This is a genomic window from Arsenicicoccus sp. UBA6765, assembly GCF_002453335.1.
GTDB lineage: Bacteria > Actinomycetota > Actinomycetes > Actinomycetales > Dermatophilaceae > Arsenicicoccus > Arsenicicoccus bolidensis.
The window spans coordinates 46067-70389 of record NZ_DKGR01000020.1 but is presented as its reverse complement, the minus strand read 5'-3'; the positions used below and the strand labels follow the sequence as shown (position 1 = coordinate 70389).

Annotated in this window: 21 protein-coding genes; 9 read left to right on the top strand and 12 right to left on the bottom strand. The window is 72.7% G+C overall.

From position 1 onward, the window contains the following. Nucleotides 1-35 precede the first annotated feature (35 nt). The 3 genes from B4K29_RS05930 to B4K29_RS05920 are packed head-to-tail and all read right to left on the bottom strand — an operon-like array spanning nucleotide 36 to nucleotide 4778. Nucleotides 36-2060 carry an ABC transporter ATP-binding protein gene (locus B4K29_RS05930; RefSeq protein ID WP_286966618.1) on the bottom strand — a complete coding sequence of 675 codons (2025 nt, stop codon included), beginning with the start codon at nucleotides 2058-2060 and terminating at the stop codon, nucleotides 36-38. Further along, nucleotides 2057-3925: an ABC transporter transmembrane domain-containing protein gene (locus B4K29_RS05925; RefSeq protein WP_286955335.1), complete on the bottom strand. Its 1869-nt coding sequence runs from the start codon at nucleotides 3923-3925 to the stop codon at nucleotides 2057-2059. Before B4K29_RS05925 ends, B4K29_RS05930 begins: the two co-directional genes overlap by 4 nt. 43 nt (nucleotides 3926-3968) lie before the next feature. Then, nucleotides 3969-4778: a PIG-L deacetylase family protein gene (locus tag B4K29_RS05920; protein WP_286955334.1), complete on the bottom strand. Its 810-nt coding sequence runs from the start codon at nucleotides 4776-4778 to the stop codon at nucleotides 3969-3971. Between the two features lie 59 nt (nucleotides 4779-4837). Here B4K29_RS05920 and B4K29_RS05915 point away from each other — a divergent pair, with 59 nt between their 5' ends. Both B4K29_RS05915 and B4K29_RS05910 read left to right on the top strand, forming a co-directional pair. Beyond that, entirely contained in the window at nucleotides 4838-5686 is an 849-nt protein-coding gene (locus tag B4K29_RS05915) for an aldo/keto reductase (protein WP_286959798.1), read from the top strand. Between the two features lie 99 nt (nucleotides 5687-5785). After that, complete coding sequence (locus B4K29_RS05910; RefSeq protein WP_286966617.1) at nucleotides 5786-6274, top strand: glutathione peroxidase; 489 nt, start codon at nucleotides 5786-5788, stop codon at nucleotides 6272-6274. Between the two features lie 86 nt (nucleotides 6275-6360). Here B4K29_RS05910 and B4K29_RS05905 read toward each other — a convergent pair whose 3' ends face one another. Together B4K29_RS05905 and B4K29_RS05900 are read right to left on the bottom strand one after the other, a co-directional pair. Beyond that, a complete protein-coding gene (locus B4K29_RS05905) occupies nucleotides 6361-6906 on the bottom strand; it encodes a YceI family protein (protein WP_029211151.1) in 546 nt (181 codons plus the stop codon). A 98-nt stretch (nucleotides 6907-7004) separates the two neighbouring features. Continuing rightward, nucleotides 7005-7475, bottom strand: a complete 471-nt coding sequence (locus B4K29_RS05900) for a DUF6328 family protein (RefSeq protein ID WP_239264471.1) — start codon at nucleotides 7473-7475, stop codon at nucleotides 7005-7007. A 49-nt stretch (nucleotides 7476-7524) separates the two neighbouring features. Here B4K29_RS05900 and B4K29_RS05895 point away from each other — a divergent pair, with 49 nt between their 5' ends. From B4K29_RS05895 to B4K29_RS05875, 5 genes are all read left to right on the top strand, one after another. Then, nucleotides 7525-8373 (top strand): alpha/beta fold hydrolase, encoded by an 849-nt coding sequence (locus B4K29_RS05895; RefSeq protein ID WP_239264469.1) that lies wholly within the window; start codon nucleotides 7525-7527, stop codon nucleotides 8371-8373. Nucleotides 8374-8447: 74 nt separating this feature from the next. After that, complete coding sequence (locus tag B4K29_RS05890) at nucleotides 8448-10043, top strand: SDR family NAD(P)-dependent oxidoreductase (protein WP_376786835.1); 1596 nt, start codon at nucleotides 8448-8450, stop codon at nucleotides 10041-10043. Nucleotides 10044-10100: 57 nt separating this feature from the next. Then, entirely contained in the window at nucleotides 10101-10541 is a 441-nt protein-coding gene (locus B4K29_RS05885; RefSeq protein WP_286966616.1) for a VOC family protein, read from the top strand. Further along, entirely contained in the window at nucleotides 10538-11170 is a 633-nt protein-coding gene (locus B4K29_RS05880) for a helix-turn-helix domain-containing protein (RefSeq protein WP_019286737.1), read from the top strand. The genes B4K29_RS05885 and B4K29_RS05880 overlap by 4 nt, the downstream gene beginning before the upstream one ends. 196 nt (nucleotides 11171-11366) lie before the next feature. Next, a complete protein-coding gene (locus B4K29_RS05875; RefSeq protein WP_029211148.1) occupies nucleotides 11367-12656 on the top strand; it encodes a citrate synthase in 1290 nt (429 codons plus the stop codon). Nucleotides 12657-12854: 198 nt separating this feature from the next. Here the strand turns inward: B4K29_RS05875 and B4K29_RS05870 are convergent, their stop codons facing one another. The 5 genes from B4K29_RS05870 to B4K29_RS05850 form a co-directional block, all read right to left on the bottom strand. After that, nucleotides 12855-13547: a DUF4328 domain-containing protein gene (locus B4K29_RS05870; protein ID WP_286966615.1), complete on the bottom strand. Its 693-nt coding sequence runs from the start codon at nucleotides 13545-13547 to the stop codon at nucleotides 12855-12857. Next, nucleotides 13544-14377: a DUF4328 domain-containing protein gene (locus B4K29_RS05865; RefSeq protein ID WP_286966614.1), complete on the bottom strand. Its 834-nt coding sequence runs from the start codon at nucleotides 14375-14377 to the stop codon at nucleotides 13544-13546. Before B4K29_RS05865 ends, B4K29_RS05870 begins: the two co-directional genes overlap by 4 nt. Nucleotides 14378-14504: 127 nt before the next feature. After that, complete coding sequence (locus B4K29_RS05860; RefSeq protein ID WP_286966613.1) at nucleotides 14505-18014, bottom strand: DEAD/DEAH box helicase; 3510 nt, start codon at nucleotides 18012-18014, stop codon at nucleotides 14505-14507. A gap of 137 nt (nucleotides 18015-18151) precedes the next feature. Then, nucleotides 18152-18904 carry a cobalamin B12-binding domain-containing protein gene (locus tag B4K29_RS05855; protein ID WP_169516829.1) on the bottom strand — a complete coding sequence of 251 codons (753 nt, stop codon included), beginning with the start codon at nucleotides 18902-18904 and terminating at the stop codon, nucleotides 18152-18154. A 68-nt stretch (nucleotides 18905-18972) separates the two neighbouring features. After that, nucleotides 18973-19599, bottom strand: a complete 627-nt coding sequence (locus tag B4K29_RS05850; protein WP_286958174.1) for a TetR/AcrR family transcriptional regulator — start codon at nucleotides 19597-19599, stop codon at nucleotides 18973-18975. A gap of 93 nt (nucleotides 19600-19692) precedes the next feature. On the opposite strand from B4K29_RS05850, the gene B4K29_RS05845 reads away from it, so the two are divergent. After that, nucleotides 19693-20460, top strand: coding sequence for a VOC family protein (locus B4K29_RS05845; protein ID WP_286966612.1), 768 nt, complete (start codon nucleotides 19693-19695; stop codon nucleotides 20458-20460). A 1-nt stretch (nucleotide 20461) separates the two neighbouring features. After that, on the top strand, nucleotides 20462-20953 hold the full coding sequence (locus B4K29_RS05840) for an SRPBCC domain-containing protein (RefSeq protein WP_286966611.1): 492 nt from the start codon (nucleotides 20462-20464) through the stop codon (nucleotides 20951-20953). A 332-nt stretch (nucleotides 20954-21285) separates the two neighbouring features. On the opposite strand, the gene B4K29_RS05835 is transcribed toward B4K29_RS05840, so the two are convergent. Together B4K29_RS05835 and B4K29_RS05830 are read right to left on the bottom strand one after the other, a co-directional pair. Further along, a complete protein-coding gene (locus tag B4K29_RS05835; protein WP_286966610.1) occupies nucleotides 21286-23430 on the bottom strand; it encodes a glycosyltransferase family 39 protein in 2145 nt (714 codons plus the stop codon). 125 nt (nucleotides 23431-23555) lie between these two features. Further along, nucleotides 23556-24269: a GAP family protein gene (locus tag B4K29_RS05830; RefSeq protein ID WP_286966609.1), complete on the bottom strand. Its 714-nt coding sequence runs from the start codon at nucleotides 24267-24269 to the stop codon at nucleotides 23556-23558. Between the last annotated feature and the right edge of the window lie 54 nt (nucleotides 24270-24323).

Sequence of the window (24323 nt, the reverse complement as noted above, 5' to 3'; positions counted from 1 at the left end):
GCCCGGTCGAGGGGGTGCCACCGTAACGGCGACCGTCAGGAGGTCCAGGCGCGCCAGAGCGCGGCGTACTCGCCGTCCTGGGCCATGAGCTCGTCGTGGGAGCCGAGCTCGGCGACCCGCCCGTCGATGACGACCGCGATCCGGTCGGCGTCGTGGGCGGTGTGCAGGCGGTGCGCGATCGCGACGACGGTGCGGCCGGTGAGCAGGGCGTTCATCGAGCCCTCGAGGTGGCGGGCGGTGCGCGGGTCGATCAGGGAGGTCGCCTCGTCGAGGACCAGCGTGTGCGGGTCGGCGAGGATGAGCCGGGCCAGCGCGATCTGCTGGGCCTGGCCCGGGGTGAGCGGGGCGCCGCCCGAGCCGAGCTGCGCGTCGAGTCCCTGCGGGAGCGCCTCGACCCACTCCCACGCGTCGACCGCCCGCAGCGCCTCGACGACCTGCTCGTCGGGGGATCCCTCGCGGGCGAGGACGACGTTGTCGCGGACCGATCCCATGAAGACGTGGTGCTCCTGGGTCACCAGGGCGACCTCGGTGCGCAGCACGTCCAGGGGCAGGCGGGTCAGCTCGACGCCGCCGACGGTGACCGACCCCGTGCGCGGGGCGTGGATGCCGGACAGCATGCGCCCGAGCGTCGACTTGCCGGATCCGCTGGGCCCCACGATGGCGAGACGCTCACCGGTCAGCAGCGTCACGTCGATGCCGTGCAGGACGTCGTGGCCCTCGCGGTAGGCGTAGCGCAGGTCGCGGCCCTCGAGGGTGCGCCCGTGCGGCAGGTCCGGACCGGCCTCGCGGTCGGGCGGGACGGTGGCGATGCCGAGCAGGCGCGTGGTGGACGCCATCCCCACCTGGACGCGGTCGACCGTGTGCACGAGCAGGTCGAAGGGCCCCCACACGGCCTCGATGTAGAGCATGGCCGCCGTGATCTGACCGAGCGTCGCCCACCCCTGGGCGTAGCCGACCGCCCCCAGCGCGAGCGTCAGCGCCCGCGGGAGGCTGAACGCGACGTCCATGACGATGAACAGCAGGTTGCGCAGGGTCAGGGTGTAGCGCTCGGCCTGCGCGGACTCCTCGATGTCGCGGACACCCCGGGCTCGCCGGCTCTCGGCCAGGCGCAGCGCCTCGACGGTGCGCGCGCCCTCGACGGTCTCGGTGAGGGTCGTGTTGATCTGGGAGTAGGTGCCCGACTCGGTGAGGTAGCCCGAGGGTGCCCGCCGCAGGTAGCGGCGGATCTGGATCATGGCGAGCGCGGACAGCACGTAGGTCGGCAGGGCCAGCCAAACCGAGTTGGCCCCCATGGCGACGAGGGTGAGCAGCACGGTGACGCCCGAGATGATCGCCTCGGGCAGGGCCCAGCGGACGCTCTCGCTCATGGTGCCGACGTCGCGGGTCACGCGGGTGACCAGGTCGCCGGTGCTGGCCTGCTCGACGCGGGACAGCGGCAGGCGCAGGATCGCGCGGATGACGTGCTCGCGGGCCTGGGCCAGGATGCCCTGGCCCATGACGGCCGAGGACAGCTTGGCGACGTAGGTGAACAGGGCCTGCAGCACCACCACGGACCCGACGAGGATCGCGATGGTGGTGGCGGCGTCCAGCGCCTCGGTGGTGGCCCCGCGCTGGACCCGGCCGACGGTGTCGTCGACGAGCCCGCCGAGCAGCCGCGGCACCATGAGCCCGGCGACGGCGGCCAGCGCGTTGGCCAGGACGACGACCACGACGAGGGTGCGGCGCTGCCACAGCAGGGACCCGAGGAAGGTGCGCACCGCGGACTCGGACGCGACCGGCAGGCCGCGGCGTGGCCCCATGGCCTCGGCGACGAACGACCGCGCCCGCTGCTCGCGCAGGCGGTGACGCTCGCGCAGGGCCCGCACACGCTCCACCGGACCCGCCTGGCCCGGGGGCAGCAGGCGAGGGTCGAGACCCCGGTCCGGTCCATCGAGGCGGTCGGGGACGGCGCCGGCATCGCCCGTGGCACCGGCACCGGCAGCAAGCCCGGTCGCCGGTCGTGCATCCCGCCAGGTGTCGGCCGAGCTACGCGCGATCTCGGGGGCCAGCAGGTCGGTCATCGGTCGTCCTCCCCTCGCACGACGACGGAGCGGTATGCCGTGTCGCCCGCCAGCAGCTCGTCGTGACGCCCCTGCGCGACGACCCGCCCGTCGACGAGCAGGGCGATCTCGTCGGCGTGGTGGAGCAGGAGCGGGGAGGCCGTCATCACCACGGTGGTGCGCCCGGCGCGGTGCCGGGCGAGGCGCCCGGCGATGCGGGCCTCGGTGTGGGCGTCGACGGCAGAGGTCGGCTCGACGAGGACCAGCACCTCGGGGTCCGCGGCGAGCGCGCGGGCCAGGACGAGACGCTGCCGCTGCCCGCCGGACAGGCCGCGCCCCCGCTCGTCGAGGATGCCCTGCCAGCCGCCGGGCAGGGCGTCGTAGACGTCCTCGGCGGCGGCGCTGTGCAGCGCCTCCTCGGCCTGCTCGCGGGACAGCCGGCCGAGCGGGTCGACGGCCTCCTGCAGCGTGCCGGCGAAGACCTGGGAGGCGGTGTCGCTGACGAGGATCCGCTCACGGACGGTCGCGAGCTCGACGTCGCCGAGGTCGACCCCGCCGTAGGTGACGCCCCACGCCTCGGCGGCGCGCTCCCGGTCGGCGAGCACCAGCGCCTGACGGGCCTGCTCGCGACGGCGGCGCTCGTCACGGGCGGCGCGGCCCTTGAGGTCCTCGGGCAGGTCGGCGCTCACGACCGCGGAGGGGTCACCCGGGAGGTAGCGGCCGAGCCGGTCGGCCACGGCGGCGCTGTCGTCGGGGACCGCGGACACGACCATCGTCAGGACACCGGGACGCACGACCAGTCCGCTCCCGTGGTCCACCAACGGCGCGGGCCCGACGGGCAGCACGGAACCAGCCTGCGCGGCGGGCTGCCACGGCGGCTCCTGCTCGAGGACCGCCTTGGCCTTGCGGGCGGAGACGACCGAGCGCGTCCACTTCTGGGCGAACTCGAAGAACGTGCGCATGGGCTGCATGAGGAACAGGCCGTAGCCGAGGAAGGTCACGAGCTCCCCCACCGTGAGCTCGCCGACGGCGACCTGTCGCACGCCCAGCCACATCAGCGCCACCAGGAAGGCACCCGACAGCAGCACGCCGGCCGCGTCGACCGCGGCCTGCCACGCGCCGGCCCGCACGCCGGCGCCGCGCACGAGCTGGGACTGGCGGGCGTAGCCGTCGCCGAAGGTCGCCTCGCCGCCGATGCCGCGCAGGATGCGCAGGCCCGCGACGATGTCGGTGGCGCGGGAGGTCAGGTCGGAGTTGCGGGAGCGCTCGATGCCCTGCCAGTGCTCCATCGGCCGCAGCAGGGGCAGCGCCACCAGCACGAGGATCGGCGCGACGAGCAGGACCAGCAGGCCGAGCCGCACGGACATGGACAGCACGATCGCGGCGACGGCGAGGTAGGCGAGCAGCTGGGACAGCGCGCGCGTCGTGACCTCGACGAGGGCGCCGAACTGGTCGCCGTCGCTGGACGAGACCGACAGCACCTCGCCGGTCGGGGTGCGTCGCGGCAGGACGTGGCCCAGCTGCAGCGCCTTGTTGGTGACCAGGCGCGTCGTGCCGTAGAGGGCGACCAGCCACTCCGCGACGATCACCGAGTGGTAGGCGATGCCGCTGACCGCGCCCACCACGGTGATCACGAGCAGCCCGACCAGCCAGGTGGTCGTGGCGCCCGTGTCCCGGGCGACGATGCCGTCGTCGATGGCCCGTCCCAGCATCCACGGCCCCAGCGTCTGCGGCACCATCCAGATCGTCGCGAGCAGCAGGCCCACCGCGAACAACCGACCCTGCATCCGGATGACCGACCACAGCAGCCTCGCCGGCGTCCGGGTGTCCGGGACGACGGCGGCGGGATCGGCATACGAGCGTATGTCGGGAGGGAAGGCCAGCACCCTCGTCACTGTAGGTGCGGGGTGTGACAGACCCCCACCCGATTTAGCCCTCGCGCGGGGCCTCGTCGAGCCACCAGCCGTCGACCAGGCCAGGCTCGCGCCCCGGCTCGATGAACCACTCCTGCCCGAAGCCGGCGGTGTAGATCTCGATCGGCATCGCGAGGAACATCTCGATGTCGGTCGCCTGGCTGCGGTGGCAGGCCAGCGCCGCCCGCTTGGTCTCGATCAGGTCGGACACGTCGACGCGCCAGTGGATCTCGGCCTCGGGCGTCCCGAAGGGGTTGCCGTCGTCCATCGGCGCGTCCGGGTCCCAGTCCATCGGCAGGCCCGCGTCCTTCGCCGCCTGGAACTGCCGCCGCATGTGGTCGCGGTTCATCGTGGACTCGAGCAGCCGGGGGCGTCGCTGCGCCAGCTCGGCCGCGCGGTGCGCGACCTGGTGCACCCGCACGTGGTCCGGGTGGCCGTAGCCCCCGTGCCAGTCGTAGGCGACGAGCACGTCGGCGTCCTCCTCGTCGAGGATCGAGGCCAGGCGGCCCGCCGCCTCGTCCAGGTCCGCGGAGGCGAACGCGTCGGCCGCGGAGTTCTGCTCCCACCCGCTCATGCCGGAGTCCGCGTAGCCGAGCCACGCCACCCGCGCGGTGCCCGTGACCTGCGCGGACGCCTCCGCCTCACGCCGGCGGTAGGCGACGACGGTGTCCCCCTCGGCCAGGTCCTGGGGCACCTCGCCGTGGTCGCCGTTGGTGCCGTAGACGACGACCACCCGGTGCCCCTGGGCCGAGGCCCGGGCCATGGATCCGGAGGTCTGGGATGCCTCGTCGTCGGGGTGGGCATGCAGGAAAACGACGGTCGCCATACGGTCAGTGTGGCAGGACCGCCGACGACCAGGTGCACGCGAGCGACGGAGGAGCAGGTATGACGACCGACATCCCGACCCACACCCTCAACGACGGCACGGTGCTGCCGCAGATCGGCTTCGGCACCTATCCGCTGCGGGGCGTCGAGGGGGTCGAGGCGATCACCAGCGCGCTGCAGACCGGCTACCGGCTGATCGACAGCGCCGTCAGCTACGAGAACGAGCACGAGGTCGGCGAGGCGCTCGTCCGCTCCGAGATCCCGCGGTCCGAGGTCCTGCTCACCACCAAGATCCCCGGTCGCTTCCACGAGCACCAGCTGGCCGTGCAGTCGGTCGAGGACTCGCTGCGCCGGCTCGGCACCGACTACCTCGACCTCGTGCTGATCCACTGGCCCAACCCCTCCGTCGACAGGTACGTCGAGGCGTGGCAGGCGCTGGTCGACGTGCAGGAGCGTGGGCTGGTGCGCTCGATCGGGGTCAGCAACTTCACCGAGGCCCACCTCGAGCGGGTCATCGAGCGCACCGGGATCACGCCGGCCGTCAACCAGATCGAGCTCCACCCGGCGTTCCCGCAGGTCGAGATGCGTGCCGTCAACGAGCGCCTGGGGATCCGCACCGAGTCGTGGAGCCCCCTGGGTCGCGCCAAGCAGGACGGCCCGGTCGGCTCGGAGGCGGTCCTGTCGGCGGCCGAGGCGCACGGCGTGGAGCCCGCCCAGGTGGTCCTGCGCTGGCACGTGCAGCTCGGTTCGATCCCGCTGCCCAAGTCGGCGTCCCCGGAGCGGCAGCGCAGCAACCTCGACGTGTTCGGCTTCGAGCTGAGCGAGGACGAGATGGGGGCGATCACGGCGCTGGGCCGGCCCGACGGGCGGCTGTTCGGCGCGGACCCGGACACCCACGAGGAGATGTGACCAGGGGCGCCCCTCGCGCAAACGACGGGTGGGATCGACCACCCATGACGGTGGCGGATCCCACCCGATGATCGACGAACCACGACCAAGGAGCACGTCATGCCGTTCACCCTCCACGACTTCACCGCGACGACCCTGACCGGCGAGGAACGACCGCTCGCGGACTACGCGGGCCAAGCGGTCCTCGTCGTCAACACCGCCAGCAAGTGCGGGCTCACCCCCCAGCTCGAGGGCCTGCAGAAGCTCCACGAGGAGTACGCGGACCAGGGCCTGGCGATCCTCGGGTTCCCCTGCGACCAGTTCGCGCACCAGGAGCCCGGGACCGCCGAGGAGATCGGTGAGTTCTGCACGCGGAACTACGGCGTCGCGTTCCCGATGTTCGACAAGGTCGAGGTCAACGGGTCCGGGGCCCACCCGCTCTGGGCCTGGCTGCGCAGCGAGAAGGGCGGCGTCCTCGGCGGCGCCATCAAGTGGAACTTCACCAAGTTCCTGGTCGACCCGCAGGGCCGCGTCGTCAAGCGCTACGCCCCGACGACGTCGCCCGATGACCTGCGCGCCGACATCGCCCAGGTGCTCCCCGGCGAGTGAGCCAGGGGCCGGATGGGCGCAGACGCGCGAGAGGCGCCGACCCCGTGCGGGGTGGGCGCCTCTCGTCATACGGCCGGCTCGCGAGGTCAGGCCTGCTTGATCGCGGAGACCTCGAGCTCGAGCTGGATCTTGTCGGAGACGAGCACGCCGCCAGTCTCGAGCGCGGCGTTGAAGGTGATGCCGAACTCGCTGCGGACGATGGTCGTGGAGCCCTCGAAGCCGATGCGCTGGTTGCCGTAGGGGTCGGTGGCCGCGCCGTTGAACTCGAAGTCGATGGTGACCGGCTTGGTGACGTCCTTGATGGTCAGGTCGCCGGTGACGCGCAGGGTGTCGGCGTCCGCGGCCTCGACGGCGGTGGAGCGGAAGGTCAGGGTGGGGAACGTCTCGACCTCGAAGAAGTCGCCGGTCTTGAGGTGACCGTCGCGGTCGGCGTTGCGGGTGTCGACGCTGGCGACCTGCGCGGTCAGCTCGATCTGGGCGCCCTGCAGGTCGGGGCCGGTGGTCGCGGTGCCCTCGAACTCGGAGAAGGTGCCGCGCACCTTGGTCACCATCGCGTGGCGGGCGACGAAGCCGAGCTGGCTGTGGGCGGGGTCGATGACGTAGGTGCCGTCGAGCTGCTGGAGCGTGGTCATGAGTTCTCCTCAATAGGTCCTGGTGGCTATTTGTTGAATTTTCAACTACCATCATACGCCGATCATTCCCGAAGTCAAGGAGGTCGGGGAGGGGCGGCTCAGACGCGGCGCCGCAGCACCAGTGGCAGGACGAGCCACAGACCGACGACCACGAGACCCACGCCGGCGCCGGCGATCCAGCCGCCCGTCGACCCCGTCACCACCCACACGATCAGCGCCGCCGCCAGCACCAGCGTGATCGCCAGCGTCACGAACCCCGCCCGCGCCAGCTGGTCGGACACCTCGACGACCTGCTGCTTCACGCCCCGGCGAAAGAGCACGCGGTGGATGATCACCGGCGTCATGAGCAGCACGATCGACACGAGCGCGGCGACCAGGACGACGAGATAGAGGTTCTCCTGCGCCTCCCCCAGCGTCGAGAACCGTTGCTGGAACGGCAGGGTGATCAAGAAGCCGGCCAGCACCTGGATCCCCGTCTGCGTGACGCGCAGCTCCTGGAGCAGCTCGTTCCAGTTGCGGTCCATCCGCTCCGCGTGCGTCTCGTCGCGTTCCTGGTCGATCGGATCCATCGGGCCTCCAGCTCGTCGTCACCTGCCACCAGAGACATACCGTGGAGGCATGACCGGCACACCCTGGATCACCTCGACGGACGCATCGGGCCTGGCGGTCCACACCTGGGACGGCGACGCCCCGTCCGGATCACCACGCCTGGTCCTCCTGCACGGGCTCACCGACAGCGGCCCCGCGTGGGAGGACGCCGCGAGACGGTGGGGGTCGGCATGCCAGGTCATCGCCCCGGATGCCCTGGGGCACGGGCGATCTCGACGGTTCACCCCCGAGGAGCTCGCCTCTCCCGACCCGATGCAGAGCGCGTATGACGCCCTCCGGGCCCTCGTCGCCCGCCTCGTCGACGAGGACGCGACGCCGGTGCTGGTCGCCGGTCACTCGATGGGTGGAGGCCTGGCCGCAGCGCTGGCCGCGCGGATGCCCGACGCGGTGCTGGCCGCCGTCCTGGAGGACCCGGTGTGGTTCGCCGGCGGGCCGGAGGTGGGGACCCCGCGGTCCCGCAAGGCCGCCCAGGACCGCGTCGCCGAGGCACGTCGTGCGCGCTCGGACCTGGACGCGCTGGTGGCGGAGGGCCGGACCCGCAACCCGAGCTGGCCGCAGTCCGAGCTGCGACCGTGGGCCCAGGCCAAGGCCGACGGCGACGACGACTTCCTCGCCGTGGGTCGGGCCGTCCTCGACGAGCCGTGGGAGCAGATCGCCGCGGCCCTGCAGGTGCCCACGCTCGTCGTGACCGGCACCGAGTCGGTGATCATCGACCAGACCGTGCGGGCCGCGATCGAGGAGGTCGGCAACCCCCGCATCGAGGTGGCGGTGATCGACGGGGCCGACCACTGCGTGCGTCGCTCCCGGGGCGATGCCTTCCACGCCGTCGTCGACCCGTGGCTGGCCTCGCACGTCTGACCCGCCGCCGGTAGAGGCATCAGCCTGGCGAACGACGGCCGGTCGATGCCTTCGCCGCCGGTAGGTTTGGGCAGGTGAGCGACGGAGGAGACGGGGCGGCAGCGAGCGGGGCGGCAGCGAGCGGGGCGGCGGGCGGCGAGGTGGGCGGCGGGGCGGCATACGGCATCGACCCGGACGACCTGGCGACCACCCTCCGCGTCCTCGCGCAGCTGCCAGGGCTCCCCGCCGGCCACCCCGACATCGAGACCGTCAAGCGCGCGACCAGCACCATGCGCAACCGGATCCGCAAGGCCCGCCGCGCCGACGCGCGTCGCGAGGTCCGCGGGCCGCTGCTCGAGCACGACCGGCGGGTCCTCGCCGCCACCGGCACCGGCAGCCCGTTGCGCATCGACGACGAGACGCGCGGGATCCCCCTCGTCTCGCCCACCCCCGGCGCGGTCGCCGGCGAGCTGCACACACCGCGCGGCTGCTACATCTGCCACGACACCTACACGACCGTCGACGCCTTCTATCACTGGCTGTGCCCGCGCTGCGCCGCCGCCTCCCACGAGCGTCGTGACCAGCGCACCGACCTGCGCGGCCGCCGGGCGCTCCTCACCGGTGGGCGCGCCAAGATCGGCATGTACATCGCTCTCCGCCTCCTGCGCGACGGCGCCGACCTCACGATCACGACGCGCTTCCCGCGGGACGCGGCGCGCAGGTTCGCCGCGCTGGCGGACGCCGACGAGTGGCTCGACCGGCTCACGATCATCGGCACCGACCTGCGCGACCCCACCCAGGTCGTCGGTCTCGCGGACGAGGTCGCGAGCGCCGGGCCGCTGGACATCCTGATCAACAACGCCGCGCAGACCGTCCGCCGCTCCCCCGGCGCCTACTCGCACCTCGTCGACGGGGAGTCGCTCCCGCTGGCCGGCGCCGCCCTGCGCCCGAGGATGGTGACCTTCGAGCGGGTCAGCGAGGCTCATCCGTCGGCCCTGGCCGGGACCTTGCGCACGTATGCCGCCCAGCACCTGCCCGACGGGGCCGGCGCCTCCCCCGAGGCCACCCCCGACGTGCTCGCCGCGCGCACGGCCGCCGAGATGACCGGGCTCGCCCTCACCGCGGGCCACGCCTCTCTCGACGCGCACCGCGCCGGCACGGCCGTGGACGCGGGTGGGCTCCTGCCCGACCTGCAGCGCACCAACTCCTGGACGCACACGGTCGACGAGGTGGACCCGCTGGAGCTGCTCGAGGTGCAGCTGTGCAACGCGACGGCGCCGTTCGTCCTGGTCAGCCGGCTGCGCCCGGCGATGCGGGCGGCGGTGGAGGCCGGCGCGCGGCGGGCCTACGTCGTCAACGTGTCGGCGATGGAGGGGCAGTTCTCGCGCCGCTACAAGGGGCCGGGGCACCCGCACACCAACATGGCCAAGGCTGCGCTCAACATGCTCACGCGCACCTCGGCCGGGGAGATGTTCGAGACCGACCGGATCCTGATGACGGCCGTCGACACCGGCTGGATCACCGACGAGCGCCCCCACGACGACAAGCTCCGCATCGCCGCCGAGGGCTGGCACGCCCCGCTCGACCTGGTGGACGGCGCCGCCCGCGTCTACGACCCGATCGTGCGCGGCGAGGCCGGCGAGGACCTGCACGGCGTCTTCCTCAAGGACTACGAGCCACACCCCTGGTGAGCGGCACTCGCACCGACGGGCACTTGACTACCCATCGATGTGCAGCATAATTCCCATATGACGACCTCCGAGAGCTCCACCCGTCCCCCCTTCCACCTTGCGATCCCGGTGCACGACATCGAGGCGGCGCGCTCGTTCTACGGCGAGGTCCTCGGGTTCCCCCGGGGCCGGTCGGACGTGCGATGGACCGACTGGAACGTCGAGGGCCACCAGGTGGTCACCCACCAGGTCGACGACCACACCAACGCCGTCGCCGGCACCAACCCCGTGGACGGGCACGACGTGCCGGTCCCGCACTTCGGGCTCGTGCTCTCGGTCGAGCGCTTCCAGGAGCTGGCCGACCGACTCACCGCGGTCGACACCGACTTCGTCATCGACCCCTACGTGCGCTTCGAGGGCGAGCCGGGAGAGCAGTGGACGATGTTCTTCCTCGACCCGTCGGGAAACGCCCTGGAGTTCAAGGCCTTCCGCGACCTCGACCAGCTCTTCGCGGTGTGAGCGAGACCAGCACGCCCGGCGTCGACCAGACCGCGGCCGGGGCCGACGAGACCGGCGCCGGCACCCTGGACGACCAGTTCCTGACGGACGTCGGCACACGCCTGCGCCGCCTGCGCACCGACCGCGGCTGGACGGTGCAGCACCTGGCCGACCGCGCCGGGATCAGCCGTCGCCTGCTCACCCAGATCGAGCGGGGCCAGGCCAACCCGAGCCTCGTCACCATGACCCGGCTCGCTCGGCAGGTCGGCACCGACTTCCGGGCGCTGCTCGACCAGGACGGCACCGACACCCCCGTCACGGTCGGCGGTCCGGCCGAGCGGCGGCTCGTGTGGTCGACGCCGGCGGGGAGCACCGGTGAGCTGCTGCAGTCGGTGACCGGCGACCGCAGCGTCGACCTGTGGCGCTGGCGGCTGGCCCCCGGCGACTCCTACCAGGGCCAGCCCGACCCGGCCGGGTCCGCCGAGCTGTTCCACGTCCTCGAGGGCGAGCTCACGCTGAGCGTGGGCGCGGACCGGTGGAGCGTCCCGGCGGGTGGGTCGGCGCGGCTGGCGAGCGACTGCCGCTACGCCTACGAGAACCAGGGTTCCGAGCCCGTGACCTTCGTCCGGACGGTCTACCTGTCCCGATAGCCGGCCGTGCCGAGCCGGGCGCCACCCGCGCTCGCCCGGCAGCTCGTGCGGCAGCTCGCGCGTGGTGCGCGTCACAGCCGGTGGTCGCGCCGTGCGTGCCGCCCTCCGCAGCGCCCCGCTCCGCACCTGCACCCGCCTGCGCTGGCTCGTAGAGTGACGGGTGGACATCGCACTCACCGCGAAGAAGGGGTCACGCATGAGCCACACCGCCCGCCTAGAGCTCGACGGCACGTCATACGACCTGCCTGTCGTGGAGGGCACCGAGCACGAGCTCGGCATCGACATCAGCAAGCTCCGCTCCGAGACCGGGTTCATCACCCTGGACGACGGCTACGGCAACACCGGCTCGTGCAAGTCCGCCATCACCTACATCGACGGCGAGCAGGGGATCCTGCGCTACCGCGGCATCCCGATCGAGGAGCTCGCCGAGAAGTCCAGCTTCATCGAGGCCGCCTGGCTCGTGATCTTCGGCAAGCTGCCGACGCAGGCCGACCGCGACCGGTTCGCGGGGATGCTGACCGAGCACTCCATGCTCGACGAGAACATGAAGAAGCACTTCGACGGCTACCCCACCAACGCGCACCCCATGGCGATCCTGTCGGCCATGATCAACACCCTCTCGGCGCACGACCCCGAGGTGTGGGAGGCCGACGACGACGCGGGCATCGAGCGGGCCGCCGCCGTCCTCATGTCCAAGGTCCGCACCATCGCGGCGGCGGCCTACAAGTCGAGCGTGGGCGAGCCGATCGTCTACCCCCGCTACGACCTGCGCTACGGCGAGAACTTCCTGCACATGATGTTCTCCAAGCCCTACAAGGACTACGAGCCGACCCCGGCGGTGTCGCGGGCGCTCAACCTGTTCCTGCTGCTCCACGCCGACCACGAGCAGAACTGCTCCACCTCCACGGTCCGCATGGTCGCGTCCTCCGAGGCCAACATGTTCGCGTCCTGCTCGGCGGGCGTCTGCGCTCTGTGGGGTCCGCTGCACGGTGGCGCCAACGTCGCGGTGATCGACATGCTGCAGCAGATCAAGGACCAGGAGATCCCGGTCTCGGAGTACGTCAAGAAGGTCAAGAACAAGGAAGACGGCGTGAAGCTCATGGGCTTCGGGCACCGCGTCTACCGCAACTTCGACCCCCGCTCCAAGATCCTGCGCGCCGCGGCCGACGACATGCTCAAGGAGCTGCAGATCGAGGACCCGCTGCTCGACATCGCGGGCGAGCTGGCCGACGCGGCCTTGTCCGACGACTACTTCGTGGAGCGCAAGCTCTACCCCAACGTCGACTTCTACAGCGGCATCATCCTGCGCGCGATGGGCCTGCCGACCAACATGTTCACGGTGATGTTCGCGATCGGTCGCATGCCCGGCTGGATCGCCAACTGGAAGGAGATCCACGACGACCCCAAGGGTCGGATCTACCGTCCGCGCCAGATCTACACCGGCCCCACCGACCAGCACTGGATCCCGCGCGACCAGCGCAGCTGACCCCTCACCCGAGCCACGGCGGCCCCCACCTGATCGAGGTGGGGGCCGTCGCGTCGTGGGGCAAAGTCGCGGTCCCGACGCACCTCGCGCACACCAAGGACCCCACCACGAGCCAAAATCGCGGTCCGGCCGCACCTTGGGCACACCTGTTCCTCACCCACCAGGCCGTATGACGCCCGCGCCCACCCGGTCGCGACGTCAGCGCGCGGCGGCGGGGGCGAGGTCGTCGCGGACCGGCTCCAGGGCTCGTGTCGTCAGGTCGTGGAGGATCCCGATCGCGAGGACCGCGGCCACGACGCCGAGAGCGTTGCCGATCACGCCGAGGACGAGACACCGCTCGTAGAGGTCGATCGCCCGGTCCAGGTCCCCCGCGCCCACCAGATCCTCGACGGCGTAGGCGCGCCAGGCGGCATACCGACCGAGAACCACGCTGAGCACGAAGGAGATCCACCACACCCACAGCGGGGAGCGCAGCCGACGACGGCCGGGCACCCCGAGGCCCCGATCGAGCTGGCGCATCGCCAGGGCGGGCAGGACCAGGTTGAGCACGGGGACGAACCACGCCCAGGCGTGCCACCCCGGTCGGAGCCGGCCGCCGGCGCGCTCCAGCCGCGGGCTCGACGCGAGCTGCCCCTGCCAGTCGATCCAGCAGACCCCGGCCGGCAGGAACACGAGGGCGTAGACGATCATGGTGCCGACCGACCACTGGTCCAGGGAGACGAGCTGACGCTGGTGGGTCGCGTCGTCCGTGGCGGTGTCGTAGAAGGCCTCGACCGTGCTCATCCCCACCTGGAGCAGCAGCGCGTCCAGCAGACCGACCACGCCGACGAGGACGCAGACGGCGGTCCCGAGGCGCCTGAAGCCGCGTCCGAGGCCGGGCCGCACGCTCACCCGACGGCACCTCCCGTGGTCCCCGTAGTCCCCGGGGTCCCCGGGTCGGCCCGCACGTGCGTGTGGGGGCTGGTCCAGGGCGTGTCGGCCGGCCGGGTCGCGCGCTCGGTGAGGTTGCGGACCACCAGGATCGCGAGGATCGCCGACACGGCACCGAGGATCGTGCCCACCAGGTCCATCGTCACGGACGTCGACATCAGCGACACCGCGTCCTCCACCTGACCGGCCTCCAGACGCGTGTCGGCCATGGAGCTCGTCGCCGACGAGACGCGGGTGACGGCGAGGCCGAGCAGCCAGAGCACCCACCACGCCACCAGGGGCGGGCGCCGATCCCGGTCGGAGAAGTGCCCGAGCCCGCGGTCGAGGTCGCTGACGTTCTGGAAGGGGAACCACAGGTTCGCGACGGGGATGAACCACGACCCGACGTGCCAGCCCGGCGACCGCCGCACCGCGCGACGGTCGACCCTCGCGCTCGAGGCGAGCCGGTGCTGCCAGACCAGCCAGCAGATGCCGGCGGCGAGCAGGAGCAGCAGATAGGGGACGAGCAGCTGGAGGGTGAGGCGGTCCGCGGCGTCGAGGTCGGAGTCGAGCCCTTCGCGGCCGGAACCGACCTCGCCGAGGAGTCGCAGCATCCGGATGCCCCCGGCGAGCTGGGCGAGCTCGAGGAGTCCTACGAGCCCGATCAGCACGGTGAGCGCCGTGCCGAGCGTCCGGAAGCTCCGGTCGAGGGGCGGTCCCGAGGGTGGTGCGGCGAACCAGCCCTGCGGCTGGTGGGCGGAGCTCTGCTGCATGGCGCCGGGCTCGTGGCCGGGCGACGTCGGTGTCGACATGAGCACAGTGTCCGCCGTGGACACGCACGGTGAGGAACGTTCGGGTTTGCCCCCCTCTTTGGTCACCCATTCGGGCGTATGACGACCTCTGATCCAGGCCGCCGACAGGGGAAGGACCAGGCCCCCTCTAGTCGAGAAGACCGCGGATGTCGTCAGCCGTGACCGCGCCGGACATCGCGTCGCCGTCGTCGACGACCTGGGCGAACAGCTCGCGCTTGCGCTGCTGCAGCGCCACGACCTTGTCCTCGATGGTGTCCTCCGAGACCAGGCGATAGACGTTGACGTGCTTGTCCTGCCCGATGCGGTGGGTGCGGTCGATGGCCTGGGTCTCGGCGGCGGGGTTCCACCAGGGGTCGAGGACGTAGACATAGTCCGCCTCGGTGAGGGTGAGCCCGAAGCCGCCGGCCTTGAGCGAGATCAGGAACGCCGGCTGCGTGCCCGTGCGGAAGTCCTCGATGCGCTCGGCGCGGTTGCGGGTGCGTCCGTCCAGGTAGCTGTAGTCGATGCCCTCACGGTCCAGCCGCTCGCGCACCAGCCGCAGGTAGCCGGTGAACTGACTGAACACCAGCGCCCGGTGGCCCTCGGCGGCGAGCTCGCCGAGGTGCTGGACGAGCAGGTCGATCTTGGCGCTCTCGCCGGCGCCGGCGTGGGACCCGTCGACGAGGGCGGGGTGCAGCGCGAGCTGGCGCATGGCGGTCAGCGCCCGCAGGATCGCGATGCGGTGCTTGCTGAAGTCCTCGTCGAGCAGCCCCAGCAGGCGTTGCCGCTCGCGCTGCAGGTGCCGGTCGTAGATGGTGCGGTGCCGCGGGTGCAGCGGCACCGTCACGACCTGCTCCTGCTTGGGCGGCAGCTCGCGCGCGACCTGCTCCTTGGTCCGGCGCATCATCAGCGGGCGGATGCGGCGACGCAGCGTGGTGAGGAGCTCGGCGCCCTCGCCGGCCTCGATCGGCTTGACGTAGGTGTCGCGGAACTCGACGGGCCTCGGATAGAGCCCCGGCGCAGCCACGGACAGCAGCGACCACAGGTCCATGAGGGAGTTCTCGAGCGGGGTGCCGGTGATGGCGAGCTTCATGCCCGCGTCGAGGCGGCGCACCACCTGGTAGGTCTTGGCCTGGTGGTTCTTGACGAACTGCGCCTCGTCGAGGACGAGCCCGCCCCAGCGCCGCGACAGATAGGCGTCCTCGTCGAGCCGGACCAGCGCGTATGACGTGACGACGACGTCCGCGCCCTCGATCACCGTCTCGAGCGTGGCACCGCTCTTGCGCAACGTGCTCATCACGGTGGTCACCCGCAGGTCGGGGGTGAACCGGGCGGCCTCGGAGGCCCAGGTGCCGACGACGCTGGTGGGCGCCACGATGAGCAGCGGGTCCGCGAGGTCGCCGCGCTCCTTGGCGCGCAGCACCATCGCGAGGGTCTGCAGCGTCTTGCCGAGGCCCATGTCGTCGGCGAGGATCCCGCCGAGCCGGGCCTCCCACAGCAGCGAGAGCCACTGGAAGCCGTCGAGCTGGTAGGGCCGCAGGGTGGCCTGCAGGCCCTCGGGCACGGGGCGGTCGCCGGAGGCGAGCCCCAGCAGGGCGTCGACGGTCTGCTGCCAGCGGCTGCTCTGGCGCTCGACGACCCCGAGCTCGACCAGCTCGTCCCAGAGCCCCGCGTGCAGGGCGTTGACCCGGAGCGGCCCGTCGGGCTCGTCCTGCAGGTCGGCCGCCTCGCGCAGGATCGCCGCGAGCGCGATCAGGCGCTCGTCGTCGAGCCGCAGCCAGGTGCCCGAGGGCAGCACCAGCACCTCCTGGCCGGTGGTCAGCGCCACGATGAGCTCGCGCAGCGGCACGTCCTGCTCGTCGACGGTCACCGACACGTCGAGGTCGAACCAGTCGGTGCTCCTGCTGCCGTGACCGCCCGCGGAGGTCGCCGAGCGGGTGAGGGCGTCGGCCTCTGGGGAGTCCGGGCCGCCACCGCCCGCCGCACCACCGCCGGTCGCACCACCGTCGACCGCGCCACCGCCGTCGTCCGCGTCGTCGAGACCGAGGGACACGACCGGCGCCGACGTGGCCTCGACGTAGTCCGGCAGCTCCGAGGCCTGCTCGACGACGACGTCCGGGTCGTCGCGCAGGGTGGGCAGGACGTCGGCCAGGGCGATGGTCTGAGCAGGTTGCAGGGTGGCGCCGTGGGCGTGGGTCCAGTCGGTGCCGATCGGCAGGGCACCCGCCAGGAGGGGTCGCAGCACGTCGTCGAGCCGACCCACGACGAGCGCCTCGGCCTCGTGGTCGCGCAGCCGCTCGGCCGCTCGGGCCGCGGGGTCGCGCGGCGACCAGCGCTGGGAGTGGCGAGCCCGCCGGGACGCCCCGCCGGCGGGGGGCGCGGGCACCTCGCGCGCGACCGGGGGGATGTCGACGTGCTGCCCCGCCACGTCGTAGCGCCAGCCCAGCCGGACCTCGGTGCGGTGCCCGGGATGCGGTGTCACCTGCACGAGCAGGCGGGGCTGGGCGGACGCCTCGGTCTCGAGGTCGGGGTCGAGCACCACGTGCACGCGGCGCCGCAGCGCCGGCAGCTGTTCGATGACGAAGCTCGGCCAGTCCTCCATCGGCACCCGCAGGGAGCTCTCGCGCAGCAGGGACTCCTCGACGCGCGTGAGCGGCGGGTCCAGCCCCACGATCACGAGGCCGTCGTCCGTGGTGGCGTAAACCCCGACGGCCGGGAGGCCGATCGGCTCGGTCTCGACGCCGTCGAGGCTGGGCGGGAGGGCGAGGTGGGCGCGCATGACGACCTCGGACCCGCGCTCGGTCTCCTCACGCTCCAGGTGCAGCTCGAAGCGGCCGGACTCCTCGGGCACCAGCACCGGGCGGCCCTGCTCGTCGACGAGGGCGACCCCGGACTGCTCGACGTCGCGCAGCAGCCGCACCGCGGCGGGGCCCACCTCGCCGAGGGTGACGCGCTCGACGGCGGCGTAGGCCGAACCCGTGCGTCGAGCTCGCACCGCGCGCGTGATCTCCTGCAGCGCCTGCTCCTGCAGCGGGTCGATGTCGGCCTTGACGGTGCCGTAGAGCGCGCCGGGGTCGAGCCCGGTCCAGCTGATGCCCGTGCGGATCCACCCGCGGGCGCCCTCGACCAGCGGCGTCATCGTGATGCTCGAGCCCCAGTCGCCACGACCCCGCGGCGGCTGGGTCACCGCCAGCTGCAGAGCCACGCGATCGGGGACGTCCTCGGCCGCCACCGCGCCGAGGGCGTCGCGCCAGTGGGCGCGGTGGGCGGGCGGCATACCTCGCCACCAGTGACCACCGGAGTCGTCGAGCGCGCCGGACTCGGCGCGCTCCTCGGCGTCGCGGACCTGGGCCTGCAGGATGAGGGCGACCACGTGCTTGCAGTCGGCGCCGACGGGGCAGGTGCACGACGAGGTCCAGCTCGAGTGCCCGGGTCGCCCGGGATGGTCGCGCAGCTCGGCCCAGGCGGCGTAGGGCTTGGCCCGGGACCCCTCGACGGTGCCGTGGAGGCGCCGACGATCACCGGACGGGACGATGTCGAGCACCCGATCTCGACGGGCATAGGCCTGCCCGCGCTGGACCGATCCCGACCCGCACAGGCGAGCCAGCACCACCGCGTCCAGATCGGTCAGGCGGGTCGCCTGCACCAGCTGCACCACTGAGACCTCCTCGACCACCCCGACTGCCCCACCCTAGCCACCAGGACCGACAGACCCCGACCATGCCCAGGAGGCAGACGCCCGGCGAGCGGCCGGTCAGCGCTCCCGGGACAGGCTCCACGAGTCCCCCACAGACCTCAGGAGGCGCCCGCGAAGGAGTCGTCGGCGACGTCCATCGAGGCAGGCCCCGGACCGGGCTCGCGCACGAGACGCGCCGCCACGTCGACGGCCTGCACGGGATCGGGCGGCAGCAGCGCCGCACCCAGCTCGCGCGCGACCTCGGGACGGGCCCCACCACCTCCGAGGGCCGTGCGGTACTGCGCGCACAGCCGGCGCATGCTCGCCGACCGCGAGGTGAAGACCGAGGGGCGGGAGCCGGCCAGGACCAGCAGGTCGGCCGAGGACTGACGACAGGTCACCGCGATGGCCGCGGTGGGGGTGTCCGCGCCGAGCAGGAGCACCCGCCAGCCCTCGCGCTGCAGGAGCAGGGCGAAGCAGCTGAGCACCAGGTCGTGCCGCTCCCCGGGCGGGCAGGCGAGCACCGCCGTGTGGCGCGTGCCGGGCTCCACCTCGAGCGCCAGCGCCGACAGCCGTCGCGCGAGGACGCCGCTGGCCAGGTGCTCGTGCGCCACGCCCAGCCGTCCGCTCTCCCACTGGTCACCGATCTCGCGGAGCAGCGGCATGAGGACGAGCTGGATGACGTGCTCGACCGAGCCCGCGGCGAAGGCGTCGTCCAGCGCGCTCCCCAGGGCGACGGGGTCGAGGGCGGCGACGGCCGTCAGCACGGCGTCGACGTGGGCGGACGCGTCGGTGAGGACGGCCTGGCCCCGCTGCGGGCCGCGGCGGGCGACGTCGCCGAGCGCCACGGGGGGCGGGAGATGGTCAGGCACCGGGATACCGTACGACGCCCGCCCTCACCGCCGGGCGGGATGCGTCCGGACGGGTGACGGGCGGTCCGTCATACCTGCGTGACCCCCACGACGATGCTGTCGACCACCCGCTCCGACAACGCGTCCACCGCCTCGGGCGGCAGCTCGCGCAGCGGACCCTGGACGACCAGCATCGCGAAGCCGTGCACCGCCGACCAGGCCGGGACCTCGGCGTGCGGGCGCCGCTCCGGGGGCAGGCTGCCGTCGACGACCATCTGGTCGAGGGCGTCGGACAGCAGCTGGTATGGCGTCCGCCCGCTGTCACCGTAGGCGACCGGATCCTCGGTGCGGGCCCGGTCGACCGGCTCGAGGTAGGCCGCCTGGAAGAGCCCCGGCTCCGCCCTCGCGAAGTCGATGTAGCCGAGCCCGACGGCCCGCATCCGGTCCCGTCCGGCGGGCTCGTGCAGGGCGTCGAGGCGGCGCTCCATGGCGCGTGCCGACATCCCCTGGCCGTGCCCGGCGACGACCAGCATGAGCGCGTCCCGGTCCGCGAAGTGACGGTAGGCGGCGTTGACGGACACCCCCGCCCGCCGCGTGATGTCACGCAGGGTCACCGCGTGGGGGCCGCTCGTGCGGGAGACGTCGATGGCCTCGCGCAGCAGGGCGGCCCTGAGGTCCCCGTGGTGATAGCTGGACCTGCGGGGTGTTGCGGTCATCACACCTCCATGTATACGGTGTTCACATCCTACCCCGTGGCACCCCCCACGACGTCATCGGCCCCCCTTCCACCGTCCGCAAGGAGCACCCCCATGACCGCACGCACCACGGCCCAGACCCCCGGCACCCCCACCTGGCTCGACCTGTGGGTCGGCGACATCCCCGCCACCGCGACCTTCTTCCGGGACCTGCTGGGCTACGACATCCCCGACGGCACCCCGGAGTTCGGCGGTTACACCGTCGCCCACCGCGACGACCGCTATGTCTTCGGCATCGGCACGGACATGCCCGGGCAGCAGCACGACCTGGCCTCCCTCTATCTCGCGACCGACGACGTCGAGGCGACCGTGGCCAGGGCGCAGGAGCTCGGCGCCACGATCCTCAAGGAGCCCACGGAGATCCCCGGTCACGGCCACATGGCCGTCGTCACCGACCCCGGCGGCGTCACCGTGGCCTTCTGGCAGGCGACGGGGATCGTGGGCTACGGCGCGGTCGACGAGCTCGGCTTCCCGTGCTGGCAGGACTGCCTCACCGGCGACGTCGAGCGGTCCGCCGCGTTCTACCGCGACCTGTTCGGCTTCACCACCGAGCCGATGGGCGACGGCGTGCTGCTCGCCAGGCTCGGCGACGACGGCCACTTCACCATCGGGGCCTGCACCGAGGTCGACGACCCGCACTGGGTGTCCTACCTGCTCGTGGAGGACCTCGACGCCATGACGGCCCGCGCCCGGTCGCTCGGCGCGTCGGTGACGATGGGGCCGATGGACATCCCCTTCGGACGGTTCGTGCACCTGGCCACGCCCGGCGGCGCGCCGTTCGGCCTCTTCCAGGGCACCGGCGACCTGCCCGCCGAGGCCTGAGGTGCACGAGCTGCACGGCACCGTCTCGCACGACGACGGCCTGACCCTCGCCCTGACCCGAGACATCGCGATCCCCGTCGAGGAGCTGTGGTCCTGGATCACCGAGTCCGACCGCACCGCCCGGTGGTACGGCCCGTGGTCGGGCGAGGGCCGCGTCGGCGCCACGATCCAGGTGACGATGGCGAGCGAGGAGGGATCCCCGACGATGGGGATGCGCATCACCGAGTGCTCCCGCCCGCACCGCCTCGGCCTCGCCTCGGATGCGCCGCCGCCGTTCGCGTGGCCCCTCGCCCTGGAGCGCGCGGCGCGAGACGGTGGCTCGTCGATCACGTTGCGGCACACGCAGATCCCCGCCGAGATGTCCCTGGGCGACATCGGACCCGGGTGGGAGTTCTACCTCGACCACCTGGTCTGCGCGATCGAGGGACGCGAGGCGGCGCCATTCGAGGACTACCTGCGCGACCTGTCCGAGCGCTACGCCGCCCTCGCCTGACCCGCCCCCTCCCCCCAAGATCGTGAGGGTTTCGTCCACCTTTCTTGGACGAAACCCTCACGATCTTTGGAGGTGGGGTGGAACTGTGAGGGGGCGGGGAGGCGCGTGAGCCGAGGCCGGGGGCTCCCTGACATCGGGGCCACTCCTGGTGGTGATAGCAACCAGAAGTGGCCCCGTTCCTGTGGTGGCGCGGCGCCACCTGTCAGCCCCGTCGTCGGGGAGCTTTGGTGCTGCCTGGGCAACACCTTGTCTCCCCAGCGACGGGGCTCGTATGCCGACGCCGCCTGCCCTCACGCGGGGTGGGGGCGGGCGGCGCCGGCATACGGCCTCGGTCAGCTGGTCGGCGAGGTGAGGTCGTAGACCGGGGTGCCGCCCACCGTCGTCGCCGTGTAGTGGGACTGGACCCACGCGGTGATCTGCGAGGCGGTCGAGGTGCTGTCGCTGCCGCCGGGGCCACCGCCGGCTCGCCCGCCGGAGACGAAGTAGTGGATCCGGCCGTCCGCGACGTACTGCTGGAACTCCGCGAGGGTCGGGCTGGCGTCGGTGCCGCTCCAGCCGCCGATCGCCATGACGGCGGTGTCGGTGCTGAGGATGTAGCCCGCCGCGGTCTGGTCGCCGACGACGGCGGCGGACCAGGTGGTGCCGGCGTTCTGCAGGAGCGTCGTGACGTCATCGGCGGACGTGGTGGTGCCCGTCGACGAGCCGCTGGAGCCGGCTGAGCTGCTCGAGCTGGCCGAGCTGCTCGGGCCAGCCTGCCCCGCCGGCGCCGGACCCGTCTGACCCGTGGGCGCCTGACCCGTGGGCGCCTGACCTCCGGGAGCGCCGCCTGTCCGACCCGCGCCACCGGCCACGGCAGGCCCGCTCGTCGGCGTGGAGCCGGTGTGGCTCTGGCCGATCGTCGCGACCGTCCAGGCGGTGGTGCCGGCGAGGCCGCCGAGCGAGCCGACCAGCAGGGCCACGGCCGCCGCCTTGCGGAACCGCTGCTCGCCGCCCAGCGCCACGAAGCCCATCGCGCCGAGGGTGGTGACCGCCAGGGCGATCCAGCGCAGCGCCGGCAGCCACGAGTCCGCGTGGACGTGCAGGAGGTAGACGCTCCACACGCCCGCCACCGCCACCGCGCCACCGAGGACGACGCGCCACACGAGCGACGAGCGACGGTCCCAGGCGAGGCGCCCGCCGATGGCGATCACGGCGGCGATGGCCGGGGCGAGGGCGACGGAGTAGTAGGGGTGGACCGTGCCCTCCATGAAGGACAGGATCAGCGCCGACACGAGCAGCCAGCCGCCCCACAGGATCAGCGAGGCGCGGGCGGCCGAGGCGCGGGCGGCCGAGGTGCGGGCGGCGCGGCCGGCGGCCACGAACCCGGCGACGAGCAGGACGAGCGCGGTGGGCAGCAGCCAGGAGATCTCGGCGCCGAAGGCCGACCCGAACATCCGGGTGATGCCCGTGGCGCCGCCGAACATCCCCCCGCCACCGCCGCCACCACCGTTGCCCTCGCCGCCGAGGATCCGGCCGAGGCCGTTGTAGCCGAGCGCGAGCTCCCACAGCGTGTCGTTGGTCGAGCCACCGATGTAGGGACGCGAGGACGCCGGCCACAGCGACACGAGCGCGACGAACCAGCCGGCACCCACCATCATGGCGAGGCCCGCGGCCACCAGGTGACCGAGACGCGTGCGCAGCGAGAACCGCGCGGCCACGAGATAAGCCAGGGCGAACGCCGGCACGACCAGCAGGCCCTGCAGCATCTTGGTGAGGAAGGCGAAGCCGATCGCCGCGCCGCACGCCACCATCCACCACAGCGCCGCCTTGCCGCGGGTGGTCTCGATCGCACGGACCACGAAGTAGGCGGCAGCCGTCATCAGCAGCACGAGCAGCGCGTCGGGGTTGTTGAACCGGAACATCAGCGCGGCGACGGGGGTGAGCGCGACCAGCAGCCCCGCGACCAGACTGGCGACGTGGCCGGACACGCGGCGCACGGATGCGGCGGTCAGCGCCACGGTCCCGACGCCGGCGAGCGCCTGCGGCAGCAGCATCGCGACGCTCGAGAAGCCGAAGATCCGGCAGCTCAGCACCATCAGCCACAGCGCGACCGGGGGCTTGTCGACGGTGATGGAGTTCGCGGAGTCGAGCGAGCCGAACACCCACGCCGTGAGGTCCTGCGTCCCGGACTTCACCGCGGCGGCGTAGAAGTCGTTGGCGTAGCCGTTGCTCGAGAGGTTCCACAGATAGAGGGCCGCGGTCAGCGCCAGCAAGGCCCACAGGGCCGGCCGGGCCCACCGGGGAGCCGCCGCGTCTGAGGGTGTCGAGCCGGCGACGGTGGTCGCGCCCGAGGGGGTGGTCGGGTCGGAGGACGAGCCCGGCCGTATGCCGTCCGGCGCCCCGGCGGTCGCCCCGGTCGCCGTCTCGGCGCCAGGTGCGGCCACCGACGCCGTGCGCGGCCAGAGGCGGCGGCGCAGGAGTGGTGTGGTCGTGGTCATGTGCGGTCCTTGGCGTGGGGGCGGTGGGCGGTCCGACATACGACCTGCCCTCGGTCACCACCGACTCTGCGGCGCGGGACTATCGCGATCCGTTGAGGTTCCTGTGAGGCGCCCATGACCGCGGCTCACCCCCAGACGGCGCCGCGCAGGATCAGGACGCCCATGATCGCGAGGATCCAGGCGACGGTCTCGCCGCTCTGCCGCTCCATCCACGCGGCGAGCCGGCGCAACGTCGGCTCGACGCGTGACCCGAGCCCCAGCCGCAGGGCGAGCAGCACGAGCGCCGGCGCGATCATCAGGAGGCAGTAGCCCACGAGCACCACGACGCGCCCCGTCATCGGCAGGGGGGACGCGCTGAGCATCCCGATCGCGGCGAGGTAGGGCAGCATCGACGCCGCCTCCACGGTGGCCGCCGCGAGCGCGAGCCCGATCAGCGCACCCGCGCCGCCGCCGGCCGCGTCGACACCCATGGCCCGGGCGCGCCACCGGCTCACGCGGGTCGCGGCGCCGTCGTTCGCGCGCTCGCTCCGCGCCTTGCGGTTGCCTGGGAGCAGGATGCCGATCGCGATCAGGCCGATCCCGACCACCTTGCGCGCGAGCTGTCCAGTCTCGGTGTCGAGCCAGCCCGACAGGTCGTCGAGGAAGGTCACGGCCCCGGCGCTCAGCAGCAGCCCGAGGACCCAGTAGAACGCGGCGATCGTCCCGAGGAACACGAGCACCCGCGCGGCGCGGATCCGGCCTGGCGTGAGCAGGAACCACACGGGGATCAGCAGCGTGCCGAAGCTCGTGGCGTCGATCAGGGCGAGCAGGACCAGCGGTCCGAGGAGTGCGAGTGTCATGCCCCGACCCTCCGCCCGGCCGGGTGCGCGGCGCGTCGGCCGGTCGGCCGATCC